The following is an 11,732-nucleotide window of genomic DNA, read 5'->3' as shown; positions in this document are numbered from 1 at the left end:
CCTATTCATAATAATCAAAAACTATATCTCCTATAGCAACAGAATCTCCTTCTTGGATTCCCATTTCTACAAATTTTTCAAAAACACCCATTTCTCTTAGATTTTTTTCGAAATACATACGACTATCATAATCATCTAAATTAACTTTTTCTAAAAGCTTATCGATTCTATATCCGTTGCAAACATAAATCCCATCTTCTATTTCAAAATTTAATTCATCACTTGCAATTGACCTATCATAAAATTCTTCAAGATAAGCTTCATCGACTTTTTCATCAAGATCGTATTGTTCATCTTCAAAATTATATAAAACTCTTGAAACTTCATCAATCAAATCTTTGATTCCATTTGTTGTAGCAGCTGAAATTCTAAAAATTTTATATTTATCTGAGTATTTTTCTTCAAACTTTTTATAATTTTCATTAAAATCTAAGTCTGATTTATTAAGAGCAACTATTTGATATTTGTTATAAAGATTTTCATCAAATAATTTTAATTCCTTATTTATAAGCTCAAAATCTTCAATAGGATCTCGTCCTTCAAAACCTGAAATGTCTACTAAATGAACAAGAATTTTACATCTTTGAACGTGTTTTAAAAAATCATGGCCAAGACCTAAGCCTTCATTGGCACCTTCTATTAGTCCTGGAATGTCAGCAACTATAAAAGATCTTTCTTTATCAATTTTAACGACTCCTAGATTTGGATCAAGAGTTGTAAAATGGTAATTTGCAATTTTTGGTTTTGCTTTAGAAATAACAGAAATCAAGGTTGATTTTCCTACATTTGGAAGTCCAACCAAACCGACATCAGCCAAAATTTTAAGCTCAAGGCTTATAGTTATTTTTTGACCTTCTTTTCCATTTTGAGCAAAACGTGGAGCCTGCCTTGTGGAAGATTTGTAATGAACATTTCCTTTTCCACCTTTGCCACCTTTTGCTATTAGAAATTCTTCTCCATTTTTTTTCAAATCTTTTATAATTTTTCCGCTTGTACTTTCTCTAACAATTGTTCCAACTGGTACATATAAATAAAGATCTTCTCCTTTTTTTCCAAATCTTTTTTTACCCATACCGTCTTCGCCATTTGTTGCTTTATATTTTGTTTTATATCTATATTCTTCAAGGGTTGAAAGGGAATTTGTAGCTTTTATATAAATACTTGCTCCATCTCCTCCATCTCCACCTGCAGGCCCTCCTGTAGGTTCATATTTTTCTCTTCTGAAGGCGACTGCACCATCTCCACCTTTTCCCGCTTGAAGTTCGATTTTTGCATAATCAATCATTGGTGTAAATTTCCTTTTTACAAAAAAAGCTTGCCCGTGGGCAAGCTAGTTCTCTATTAAGCAATGTCTTGCTTTGGATATACAGAAACTTGTTTTCTATTTTTTCCTTTTCTTTCAAATTTAACTACTCCTTGGCATACAGCAAAAAGTGTGTCATCGCCACCTTTTTTTACATTTTCGCCAGGGTGAATTTTTGTTCCTCTTTGTCTAACGATAATTGTTCCAGCATTTACTGTTTGTCCATCAGCTCTTTTAACGCCAAGTCTTTTTGCATTAGAATCTCTACCGTTTTTAGAAGAAGAAACTCCTTTTTTACTAGAAAATCTTTGTAAGTTTATGTTTAAAAACATCCTAAACCTCCCTATAATTTAAATTAACATATTCATTATAATTTGTGAGTAAAGTTTTAATACCTATTTCAAAATTATTTAAAATAATTTCTGATTTTTCATTAGGATTTTCTAATGAAACTTTCATTTCATTATCATCATCAAAAAAATCAAATTCTAATTCGTAATAATCTAAGGTATTTACTGCTGTGTATGATAAAATTGATACTGCAGCACAAACTATATCATATCCGTGTTGATCAAAATTTGCATGACCTTTTATTGCAAATCCTAATCTTTTTTCATTTTTTATTAATAAAGTAACATCAATCATTAACAAGAAATATTGTTAATTTCAACTAAAGTATATGGTTGTCTATGACCTTTTTTAGTTTTTGATGCTTTTTTAGGTCTATATTTAAACACAACTATTTTTTTGTCTTTAGCTTGATCTTTTACAGTAGCTTCAACTTTTGCATTTTCAACTATTGGAGTTCCAACTTTTAAATCACTATCACTTTTTACTAATAGTACATCTTCAAAGCTTACACTATCTCCTATTTCTGCATTAAGTTTTTCAACTCTAACTAGATCGCCTTCTGATACTTTATATTGTTTTCCACCTGTCTTAATTATAGCGTACATAGTACACCTCCTATTTAGATTCTCGCCAGTCAAGGTGATCAGTACCCATACTGAGCGGTTTACCATAATATATTACCAATAAATACAAGTTTTGTCAACTTATATATCAAATATTTCCATATTTTCAATTGCCTTATTTTCTAGATTTTCAATATCTAAATTACTTTCACTTTCTTTTATATATTTTAATTTTGGTTTTGTAATTGGATTTGATGGGGCAAAAATTGAGCAACAATCATCATAAGGTTCAATACTTTTTTCATAAGAACCAATGAATAGTGCCCTATCTATTATTTCTGTTTTATCAAGCGCAATTAATGGTTTAAAAATTGGAAGTTTTGTTGCATCTTCTATTACAGTCATAGACTCTACTGTTTGGCTTGCAACCTGACCTAAACTTTCTCCTGTAATTAAAGCATCATAACTATTTTTTTCTGAAATTTTTTCAGCTATTCTCATCATAAATCTTCTTGATAAAATTGTTGTTTGATTTCTATGGCAATTTTTATTTATTGACTTGTAAATTTCTGCCATATTTACAGAATATATTCTCATTTTACCAGTGTATTGGGATAATATTTTTCCTAAATCTATAGCTTTTTGCAAAGCTCTTTTTGATGTAAATGGATAAGAATGAAAATGCAAACAATTAATTCTCATTCCTCTTTTTGCCATCATAAATCCTGCAACTGGTGAATCAATTCCTCCTGACAATAACAATAATCCATTTCCACTTGATCCAAGTGGAAGTCCTCCAATTCCTTCGTGCCTATTTGCATAAACATAGGCGTATTTTTTAATGTCAATAAAAACTTTAAAATCAGGATTATGAACATCAACTTTTAAATTATTTTCTTTTGCATAATTTTTTAAAATAAATCCGCCAATCATTTGTGAAAATTCTGGAGATTTTATTTCAAATGATTTATCAACTCTATTTGTTATAACTTTAAAACTTTTATTTTTTATATCCATATTATCCAAGATTTCTTTTAAAGCATCTTCAATTGATTCGATTTTTTTATCGCATCTTTTTATCTCGGAAATATAAATTATTCCAAAAACTTTTTTTATTTCTCTAATAAGATCATCAAAATCATTTTTATCGGCATTTATATATAATTTTGAGCTTTCAAGATACATATCTTCATAGCCAATGTCTTTTATATTTCTTTTTATATTATCGATTGCAGCCTTAAAAAATTTATTTCTATTTTTTCCTTTTAAAAACAATTCCCCAAAGCTTACTGATAGTAAATCTTCCATTAAAACACCTTTCTTATTTCTTCTACATAAGCATATAATTTCTCAGCTACAAAATCCAAATCTTCGATGGAAATATCATTTGAAAATGAAAATCTAATAGCTCCATCAATATATTTTTCATTTAAATTAAGTGCTGAAAGTATCCTGCTATTATTTCCTTTTGAGCAAGCTGAACCGCTTGATACATAAATTTCATCTGATTCTAGCATGTGAAGTAAAACTTCTGATTTTATTTTACCAAAAGATATATTTAATATATAAGGGCTTGAATTTTCTAAGGGAGAATTTACTTGAATATCAGAAAATTTATCCAAAATTTTATTTCTTAAATAAATATTTAAATTTTTAACATAAGAAAAATCTTCTTTTTCTTTTGATAATTCTAATGCCTTAGCAAAGCTGTAAATTGCAGGAGCATTGGTTGTTCCTGAAGAAAATATTTCTTGCCTTCCCCCATACATTAAGGGTTTAATTTTATTTTTAAAGGAATTTTTAATATATAAACCACCAATTCCTTTTGGTCCATGAACTTTATGTGATGAAAAGCTCATAGCATCAACTCCTAATTTTTTTACATCACATGAAATTTTACCTAATGCTTGAGTTGCATCTATATGAAATAAAATATCCTTATTTTTTTTCTTAATGACATCAGAAATTTTTCTTATATCTTGAATACTTCCTATTTCATTTTGAACATAAATTATTGATACTAATTTTGTTTTTTCATCAATAGCTTTTTCTAATTTATCAACATCAACAAATCCAAATTCATCATTTGAAATAAGTTTTACTTCCTTATAAATTGAATTATCAAAAGCATCAATAACAGACGAATGTTCTAATTTTGTTGTTATTGCCTTATTATTTTCGCCTGCTAATGAATTTATTACTATATTATTGGATTCTGTTGCTCCTTTTGTAAAATAAATTTCACTTTCATTTGCATTTATATAAGAGGAAATAATTTTTCTAGCCTCTTTTACTTTATTTTCCACATCCATACCAAAACTATGTAAGGCTGATGGATTGGCAAAAAAATTTTTTTCAAAATCTTTTTCTATATCAATAACTTCATCATACATTTTTGTTGTAGCAGCATTATCTAAATATATCATTTTATCACATCCTTTAACTTATTTATTATATTATTAGAAAGAAAATAAATCAAATATAAGGTATAGTATAAGTATGTTATGTGTTAGATACCCTTTTTATGGGAAAAATTTAAAAAAAGATGAATGTATTTTAGATATTGAAACTACAGGACTTGATCCAAAAAAAGATAAGCTTGTAGTTTTAGGACTAATATATTTTGATTATAAAAAAAATAAATTTTATATAGACCAATATTTTTCAAAAAATGATAAAGAAGAAGTAAAATTATTAAAAATTTATAAAGAAAAAATTCAAAACAAAAAATTAATAACCTATAATGGAGATATTTTTGACCTACCTTTTTTAAATATTAGATTAATAGAAAATAAAGAAGAACCAATATGGCAAATTAATTTGGACCTTTATAAAATTATAAAGAATAAAAGAAAATTAATTGAATTTGATTCTATGAAACTTACTAATATTGAAAAAATTGTTGGAATAGAAAGAAATGACCCATCTCGATACAAGGTTATTAGTAAATTAAGTGATGATATTAAAAATAGGAACAATCCACGGCCTATATTAATTCATAATAAAAATGACTTAATAGCAACAGAAGCTATTGCTAACATTGAAGAAATTATTAATGATGAACTTTCATTTGAAATAAATAATTACAAAATTCACTTAGATAGTGCTTATATTGATAAGGATATTGCCTATATAAATTTTATTTCCAATAAAATTTTAAAAAAATCATATTTTCGTGGAGAAAACTATTCATTAAATATTAACGACTATTCTATTGAATTAAAAATTATAGTTTTGTATGGGAAATTATCAAAAAATTCATCGGGTTTTGTAACAGTTAATAATTTTAATATCGAAAATAAAGGAAAGTATAAAATAAATAAAAATTTAATATCCATAATGGAAGATAAGATTTTTTCTTGTGAAAATATCTTAAATATTATGAAATTTTTAATCGAAAAAGAGACTGTTACAGAATGAATAAATCATTTTGCAACAGTCTCTTCTATTTGCCAATCAATTGGACTCATATTATTTTTTATTAAAAAATCATTGGTTTTTGAAAATGGTTTTGAACCAAAAAATCCTCTATGAGCTGCGAATGGAGATGGGTGAGCACTTTTTAAAATTAAATGTCTATTATTTGTTATTAGCTCTTCTTTAGATTGAGCAAACTTGCCCCAAAGAATAAATACAAGAGGTTTTTCTCTTTGATTTAATAATTTTATAATATTATCAGTTAATATTGTCCACCCTATGTCTTTGTGAGAATTTGCTTGATGAGCTCTAACTGTTAATGTGGAATTTAATAACAAAACTCCTTGATTAGCCCATTTAATTAAATTTCCATTATTAGGTATATATAAGCCTAAATCATCATGTAATTCTTTGTAAATATTTAACAATGATGGAGGTGTTTTTATACCTTCTTGAACAGAAAAAGAAAATCCATGAGCTTGCCCCACACCATGGTAAGGATCTTGTCCTAATATTACAACTTTTGTATCTTCATAAGAAACTTTTTTTAATGCATTAAAAATATCATACATATTTGGATAAATTGTATAATTTTTATATTCATTAATAAGATTTTTTCTTAATCTAATATAATAATCTTTTTTCCATTCATCTTTTAAAATTTCATCCCAATCATTTCCTATTTGAACTGACATTTTCTTCTCCATCCATTTTTCCGAAAATTATAAAAATAATCAACAAAACTGATCCAGTTGTAACCAAAATATCTGCTACATTAAAAACTGGAAAATCAAAAAAAGAAAATTCTATAAAATCTACAACAAATCCATGAAATAATCTGTCATAGAAATTCCCTAAAGCTCCAGAAACAATTAAAGATAATGAAATGTTTAATAATTTTGGATTGCTTTTTATGTTTCTAATGAAATAATACAATAAATAAATAACAACAACTAAAGTCAATATAAGAAAAAATATTCTCTTATTTTGCAATATTCCAAAAGCCGCCCCCCTGTTTTCTACATAAAGAAAATTAATAAAATTTGTAAAAACTGGATTTTCAATAAAATGTGATATTGCATAGGCTTTTGTAAACCTATCTAGTATTATTCCAATAATTATTAAAATTGTGTAAATCATTTATACTTCCTATATTCTATGTGATAATTATCTTTTTTACTCTTTCCTATTACCTTATCAAAAATAAATCTGCCTTCTTTTCTAATTGATATTAAAGAATCTTCATCAATAATTTTTGAAGGATTATCAATAATTTGATAATTAACCTTAACTAACCTTCTTTGAATTAAAATTTTTGCCTTTGACCTTGAAAGATTTATAAATTCACTAACAATATTATCAAGTCTAAGCGAAGAAACAAATCCTCTATTGTCTATATAATCAATTTTTGGCAAATTTAAAATATTATCTTTTTTAAAATCAATATTTACTCTTTCATTTTTTATTTTACTTAGGTTAAATTTAACAAAATCCTTATCCTTATTTAAAACTACAAATTCGCAAATTTCATCTCCAACATAAATATCCCCAATATCATTTCTTGCAAGACCTAAATTTAAAAGTGCTCCAAGGACATCTGGATGTTTTATATTATTTTTTTTGAATTCTAATACACTTATGTAGTCTTTATTATTAATTTCATTTGAATAAGGATTTGCAACAAATATTTGTCTTTCGCTAGATTCATTGCATGACAAAAAAACTATCTCTATATTATTAATTTTTGCTATATCATTTAATACAGAAATCTCAAATGGATTTAAGAAAAAACTTGAAACTTCCTTTCTAGTATAAAATGATTTTTCTAATAAAGAGATAGCTTTTTTTATATTTGCTTTGACAGACTTATCTTCAACAAAATCAATATTATATTCTAATTTCATAAAAGATTTATTAAATTACAAATTATAATTGATTGTAATTTCCGCTAGAAATTTGATCTTCTACATAATTATCAATATCTACGCCCTTTGGACAAATTACAAAAATTCCTTTAGAAACTTTTTCTACTGTTCCTTCAAGAGCATAAACAGCACCAGATACAAAATCTAAAATTTGTCTTTTTTTGTCAACTTCAAGCATTTCAAGATTTAATACTACAACTTTTTTATCTAAAATATCATCAACAATTTTTGGACCATCTTCATCGTAGCTTAATGGTTCTTGAATAGAAATTCTAAAAGAATTTGATGTGCTTTTTCCGAAGCTTCTATTATTACTATTCATACTAACTATATTGTCTCCTCCCCTAATTTTTCTAGCTTTGTTATTAGAAGAATAATCATTTGAAAATGATGAATAGGAGCTTGTCTTAGCGTTATCTGAGCTCATTGTACTACTAAAATCATAAGTTGAGCTAGGGCTATAAGTTTTTTCAGTTTTTTCGCTAGTTTTTTCTACTTCTTCCTCTTCATCAACTTCCTCATCATATTCATCGTAATCATCGTCAATTCCTATAAATTCTTTAAATTTATCTAACATTTTTATACATCCTTTTACCAAATATTTTTGATCCAACTCTAATTATATTAGCTCCTTCTTCAAGAGCTATTTTATAATCATGAGTCATTCCCATAGAAAGATATTTCATTTCAATATTATTATAACTTAAATTGGATAATTTTTCGAATATTTTTTTAAGTTCCCTAAAGCAATTTCTAATAAGATTTTCATCTTCTGTATTAGGAGCCATAGTCATTAAACCTTTTATGTTAATATTATCTAATTTTGAAGCCTCTTCAATAACTTTATCAATCTCGTCAACAAAAAATCCTGACTTTGTTTCTTCTTTTGAAATATTTACTTGTATCAAACAATCTTGAACAATTGATAAAGATTTTGCACGGCTATTAATCTTTTTTAAAATTTTTAAAGAATCAACAGAATGAATTAAAGAAACCTCTCCTACAATTTTATTAACCTTATTAGTTTGTAAATGACCTATCAAATGCCAATTAATATCTTCTGGCATTTTTTCTTTTTTTTCTATTAATTCTTGAACTTTATTTTCTCCAAAATCCCTTAAACCGTAATTGTAAACTTCCATAATTTTATCTATTCCATGAGTTTTTGTTACAGCCAAAAGATTAGCATCATAATTTTCTAAGTCTTTTTTTAAATCATCAATATTATCTTTTATACTCATAACACATCCAATCTAATATTCGCTTTTTTTATCTCTATTCATCAAAACTTCTACAGAATCCTTTGGATTTTTATTTTCAAAAATCACCTTATAAATTTCATTTGTAATAGGTAGCTCTATATTTTCTTTTTTTGATAGATTGTAAAGAGCCTTTGTAGTTGGTATTCCCTCAACAACTGTTTTAACTTCCTTACAAGCATCATCTAATGAATAGCCTTTTCCAAATAATATCCCACACCTATTATTTCTTGAATGCATACTTGTAGCAGTAACAATCAAATCTCCTATTCCACAAAGTCCATTTATTGTTTTTCTATCTGCTCCTTGGCTTATGGCAAATTTATTCATTTCATAGATTCCTCTAGTCATAATCGCAGCCTTGGTATTATCTCCAAATCCTAAACCTGTAACCATTCCTATACCAAAAGCTAGTACATTTTTTATAGCTCCACCAATTTCACAGCCTATAACATCAGTTGAAGTATATACTCTTAAATAATATTTTGAAAATATATCTTGAATTTCTTTTGCGATTTTTTCATCTTCACAAGCACAAACCAAAGCTGTAGGCATTTTTCTAATAACTTCTTCAGCATGACTTGGCCCTGACAAAACTGCATAAGTGCAATTTGGATTTAATTCGTAAATTACTTGTGATATTCTTTTTAATGTTTTAATTTCTATTCCTTTGGATAAATTAACCAAAATTTTCTCATCAAGTCCATCTTTTATATTGCTTAATACTTCTCTTGTCTTTTGAGTTGGTATAGCATTTATAATTATTTTATTTTCTAATAAGTCTTCTATTTTATTAGTAGCCTTTATATTTTCACTTAATTTTATATCAGCAAAATATTTTTTATTGATATGCAAATTATTTATATTATCTACATCTTCAATATTTCTAGCATACATTAAAACTTCATTGTCTTTTGAAAGAAAATCAGCAATAGCACTTGCCCAACTTCCTGCTCCAATAATTGAAATTTTCATAATACTCCTTTAAAACATTTTCTTTTCTTCGTGATTTTTAATTCTAATTATATTTGACCTATGTTCAATTATTATTGTAATTGCTACAAATAATATAATTAATGTAAAGGCACTTAGACCTTGAAAATAATAAGAAATAAATGGAGCAAGTAAACTTGCAGTTAATGATGCTTTGGAAACTGTTCTTGTAAGTAAAAAAACTATTAAAAATAAAATTAATAGACACAAGAAAACTCTCAAATCATAAGCAAACAATGCTCCAGCAGATGTTGCTACCCCTTTTCCGCCCTTAAATTTTAAAAAAATTGAAAATATATGCCCTAAAACTACAAAAATAAGAGCAGTTAAAGCATATTTTTCGCCAAGGAAAAACATGGAAAAATAAACTGCCACTAATCCTTTAGCCATATCTAAAAACAAGCAAAAGCAACCTGCAAGTGCTCCAAAATTTCTAAATACATTTGTAGTTCCAGGATTTCCACTTCCCATACTTCTTATATCTTTTTTGAAAAAAACTTTAGCAATTATATAAGAAAAAGGGATAGAGCCAATTAAATATGAAAAAAGTGCAACTAAAACAAATTTCATTTTTCTTTCCTTTCTCTAATTTCAAAAGTAAAAGGTACTCCTTGAAGACTGTAATTTTGTCTTATTTGATTTTCCAAATATCTTTGATATGAAAAATGCATCAACTCTTTGTCATTTACATGCAATAAAAACTTTGGTGGAGCAGTTTGAACTTGTGAGATATAAAATATTTTCAATCTTTTTCCCTTATCTTGAGGAGGTGCTGTCATCATTATTGCATCTTGCAAGATAGTATTTAATACTCCAGTTTTTATTCTTGTGTGATAATTGCTATTTACAATTTCAATTAAATTCAAAAGATCTGTAATCCTTTGTCCTTTTAGAACCGAAATAAAAATAATTGGGGCATATAAAGCAAAAGAAAGCTTATTTCTAATTTCTTTTTCCATATTTTTCATTGTATTTGTTTCTTTTTGAACCTTATCCCATTTATTAACAGCAATTATAATTGCTTTTTTCTGGTTGTGAGCATATCCTGCTATTTTTGTATCTTGTTCAGTTACTCCAACTGTTGCATCTATTAAAAATAAACAAATTTCTGAGCTATCAACAGCATCAAAAGTTCTTTGATTAGCATAATATTCTATATTATCGCTTACTTTATTTTTTCTCCTAAGTCCTGCCGTGTCAATCAAAACATAATTATTGCCTTTATATTGCCAATAAGTATCTATGGCATCTCTTGTAGTTCCTGCAATATCGGTAACAATCATTCTTTCTTCATTCAAAAGATGATTTACAAGAGATGATTTGCCAGCATTAGGTTTTCCAATTATTGCTATTCTTGTAGCATCTAAATCTGTATCAAATTTAGAAAAATCTATAAAACCAACAATTTTATCTAACAAATCTCCAAGATTTTTTGAACCTTCTGCAGATGTACTAATCAAATCATCAAAACCAAATTGATAAAAATCATAAATATGATCTGGTATATTTGCTCCATCAATTTTGTTTGCTACAACTATAACTTTTTTATTATATTTTCTAATTTCATCAGCTATTTCATAATCGTGTGGATTTATTCCTTCTCTTCCATCTACAACAAAAAGAATTAAATCACTTTCTAATAGGGCTTTTTCAACTTGAGACTTTATTTCTTGATTCATAAGTTCTTTATTTGAAATATCAAGTCCACCTGTATCTGCTAGTATAAATTCATGACCTATCCATTCAACTTTGTCATAAACCCTATCTCTAGTGACCCCATTCACATCTTCTGTAATAGCTTTTCTTTTTCCAACTAATTTATTAAATAATGTCGATTTCCCAACATTAGTTCTTCCTACCAGTGTAACTATTGGTGCGTTCATTATATTCTCCATTAATTTTAAGATAAATAAATAGATAA

15 protein-coding genes are annotated in these 11,732 nt (G+C 26.7%); 1 reads left to right on the top strand and 14 read right to left on the bottom strand.

Annotated elements, in window-relative coordinates; genetic code table 11:
* Position 1: 1 nt before the first annotated feature.
* From obgE to HMPREF2782_RS01690, 6 genes are all read right to left on the bottom strand, one after another.
* Entirely contained in the window at positions 2 to 1,285 is a 1,284-nt protein-coding gene (obgE, locus tag HMPREF2782_RS01715) for a GTPase ObgE (protein WP_070640443.1), read from the bottom strand.
* Positions 1,286 to 1,341: 56 nt separating this feature from the next.
* Positions 1,342 to 1,635: a 50S ribosomal protein L27 gene (rpmA, locus tag HMPREF2782_RS01710; protein WP_004838789.1), complete on the bottom strand. Its 294-nt coding sequence runs from the start codon at positions 1,633 to 1,635 to the stop codon at positions 1,342 to 1,344.
* Between the two features lies 1 nt (position 1,636).
* Positions 1,637 to 1,948 carry a ribosomal-processing cysteine protease Prp gene (locus HMPREF2782_RS01705; protein ID WP_070640441.1) on the bottom strand — a complete coding sequence of 104 codons (312 nt, stop codon included), beginning with the start codon at positions 1,946 to 1,948 and terminating at the stop codon, positions 1,637 to 1,639.
* Positions 1,948 to 2,259 (bottom strand): 50S ribosomal protein L21, encoded by a 312-nt coding sequence (gene rplU, locus HMPREF2782_RS01700; RefSeq protein ID WP_004838787.1) that lies wholly within the window; start codon positions 2,257 to 2,259, stop codon positions 1,948 to 1,950. The genes HMPREF2782_RS01705 and rplU overlap by 1 nt, the downstream gene beginning before the upstream one ends.
* Before the next feature lie 99 nt (positions 2,260 to 2,358).
* The gene (gene thiI, locus HMPREF2782_RS01695; protein ID WP_070640439.1) at positions 2,359 to 3,525 is read right to left on the bottom strand and encodes a tRNA uracil 4-sulfurtransferase ThiI; all 1,167 of its coding nucleotides are present in this window, start codon (positions 3,523 to 3,525) and stop codon (positions 2,359 to 2,361) included.
* Complete coding sequence (locus HMPREF2782_RS01690; RefSeq protein ID WP_070640437.1) at positions 3,525 to 4,643, bottom strand: cysteine desulfurase family protein; 1,119 nt, start codon at positions 4,641 to 4,643, stop codon at positions 3,525 to 3,527. Before HMPREF2782_RS01690 ends, thiI begins: the two co-directional genes overlap by 1 nt.
* A 73-nt stretch (positions 4,644 to 4,716) precedes the next feature.
* Between HMPREF2782_RS01690 and HMPREF2782_RS01685 the strand changes: the two genes are divergently transcribed.
* On the top strand, positions 4,717 to 5,637 hold the full coding sequence (locus HMPREF2782_RS01685; protein WP_070605496.1) for a ribonuclease H-like domain-containing protein: 921 nt from the start codon (positions 4,717 to 4,719) through the stop codon (positions 5,635 to 5,637).
* A gap of 5 nt (positions 5,638 to 5,642) precedes the next feature.
* Here the strand turns inward: HMPREF2782_RS01685 and HMPREF2782_RS01680 are convergent, their stop codons facing one another.
* From HMPREF2782_RS01680 to der, 8 genes are read right to left on the bottom strand one after another with little or no spacing between them, the layout of a single operon-like run.
* Positions 5,643 to 6,329 (bottom strand): uracil-DNA glycosylase, encoded by a 687-nt coding sequence (locus HMPREF2782_RS01680; protein ID WP_070605495.1) that lies wholly within the window; start codon positions 6,327 to 6,329, stop codon positions 5,643 to 5,645.
* Positions 6,307 to 6,774, bottom strand: a complete 468-nt coding sequence (gene lspA, locus HMPREF2782_RS01675) for a signal peptidase II (RefSeq protein ID WP_004838782.1) — start codon at positions 6,772 to 6,774, stop codon at positions 6,307 to 6,309. The genes HMPREF2782_RS01680 and lspA overlap by 23 nt, the downstream gene beginning before the upstream one ends.
* Entirely contained in the window at positions 6,771 to 7,538 is a 768-nt protein-coding gene (locus HMPREF2782_RS01670) for a YlmH/Sll1252 family protein (protein WP_070640435.1), read from the bottom strand. The genes lspA and HMPREF2782_RS01670 overlap by 4 nt, the downstream gene beginning before the upstream one ends.
* 22 nt (positions 7,539 to 7,560) lie before the next feature.
* The gene (locus HMPREF2782_RS01665) at positions 7,561 to 8,136 is read right to left on the bottom strand and encodes a cell division protein SepF (RefSeq protein ID WP_039920492.1); all 576 of its coding nucleotides are present in this window, start codon (positions 8,134 to 8,136) and stop codon (positions 7,561 to 7,563) included.
* Positions 8,126 to 8,800, bottom strand: a complete 675-nt coding sequence (locus HMPREF2782_RS01660; protein WP_004838779.1) for a YggS family pyridoxal phosphate-dependent enzyme — start codon at positions 8,798 to 8,800, stop codon at positions 8,126 to 8,128. Before HMPREF2782_RS01660 ends, HMPREF2782_RS01665 begins: the two co-directional genes overlap by 11 nt.
* A gap of 12 nt (positions 8,801 to 8,812) precedes the next feature.
* Positions 8,813 to 9,793 (bottom strand): NAD(P)H-dependent glycerol-3-phosphate dehydrogenase, encoded by a 981-nt coding sequence (locus tag HMPREF2782_RS01655; RefSeq protein ID WP_070640433.1) that lies wholly within the window; start codon positions 9,791 to 9,793, stop codon positions 8,813 to 8,815.
* Between the two features lie 9 nt (positions 9,794 to 9,802).
* Positions 9,803 to 10,381, bottom strand: a complete 579-nt coding sequence (plsY, locus tag HMPREF2782_RS01650; RefSeq protein WP_070640432.1) for a glycerol-3-phosphate 1-O-acyltransferase PlsY — start codon at positions 10,379 to 10,381, stop codon at positions 9,803 to 9,805.
* The gene (der, locus tag HMPREF2782_RS01645) at positions 10,378 to 11,694 is read right to left on the bottom strand and encodes a ribosome biogenesis GTPase Der (protein ID WP_070640430.1); all 1,317 of its coding nucleotides are present in this window, start codon (positions 11,692 to 11,694) and stop codon (positions 10,378 to 10,380) included. The genes plsY and der overlap by 4 nt, the downstream gene beginning before the upstream one ends.
* Positions 11,695 to 11,732: the final 38 nt, after the last annotated feature.

The organism is Anaerococcus sp. HMSC068A02 (assembly GCF_001811125.1).
In the GTDB taxonomy this organism is placed as follows: domain Bacteria; phylum Bacillota; class Clostridia; order Tissierellales; family Peptoniphilaceae; genus Anaerococcus; species Anaerococcus vaginalis_C.
The sequence above is the reverse complement of the archived record's forward strand: the minus strand, read 5'-3'. Positions and strand labels throughout refer to the sequence as shown.

Excerpts from the sequence above, each read along its gene's own strand:
- obgE (WP_070640443.1), bottom strand. The coding sequence starts at position 1,285 with ATGATTGATTATGCAAAAATCGAACTTCAAGCGGGAAAAGGTGGAGAT.
- rpmA (WP_004838789.1), bottom strand. The coding sequence starts at position 1,635 with ATGTTTTTAAACATAAACTTACAAAGATTTTCTAGTAAAAAAGGAGTT.
- HMPREF2782_RS01705 (WP_070640441.1), bottom strand. The coding sequence starts at position 1,948 with ATGATTGATGTTACTTTATTAATAAAAAATGAAAAAAGATTAGGATTT.
- rplU (WP_004838787.1), bottom strand. The coding sequence starts at position 2,259 with ATGTACGCTATAATTAAGACAGGTGGAAAACAATATAAAGTATCAGAA.
- thiI (WP_070640439.1), bottom strand. The coding sequence starts at position 3,525 with ATGGAAGATTTACTATCAGTAAGCTTTGGGGAATTGTTTTTAAAAGGA.
- HMPREF2782_RS01690 (WP_070640437.1), bottom strand. The coding sequence starts at position 4,643 with ATGATATATTTAGATAATGCTGCTACAACAAAAATGTATGATGAAGTT.
- HMPREF2782_RS01685 (WP_070605496.1), top strand. The coding sequence starts at position 4,717 with ATGTTATGTGTTAGATACCCTTTTTATGGGAAAAATTTAAAAAAAGAT.
- HMPREF2782_RS01680 (WP_070605495.1), bottom strand. The coding sequence starts at position 6,329 with ATGTCAGTTCAAATAGGAAATGATTGGGATGAAATTTTAAAAGATGAA.
- lspA (WP_004838782.1), bottom strand. The coding sequence starts at position 6,774 with ATGATTTACACAATTTTAATAATTATTGGAATAATACTAGATAGGTTT.
- HMPREF2782_RS01670 (WP_070640435.1), bottom strand. The coding sequence starts at position 7,538 with ATGAAATTAGAATATAATATTGATTTTGTTGAAGATAAGTCTGTCAAA.
- HMPREF2782_RS01665 (WP_039920492.1), bottom strand. The coding sequence starts at position 8,136 with ATGTTAGATAAATTTAAAGAATTTATAGGAATTGACGATGATTACGAT.
- HMPREF2782_RS01660 (WP_004838779.1), bottom strand. The coding sequence starts at position 8,800 with ATGAGTATAAAAGATAATATTGATGATTTAAAAAAAGACTTAGAAAAT.
- HMPREF2782_RS01655 (WP_070640433.1), bottom strand. The coding sequence starts at position 9,793 with ATGAAAATTTCAATTATTGGAGCAGGAAGTTGGGCAAGTGCTATTGCT.
- plsY (WP_070640432.1), bottom strand. The coding sequence starts at position 10,381 with ATGAAATTTGTTTTAGTTGCACTTTTTTCATATTTAATTGGCTCTATC.
- der (WP_070640430.1), bottom strand. The coding sequence starts at position 11,694 with ATGAACGCACCAATAGTTACACTGGTAGGAAGAACTAATGTTGGGAAA.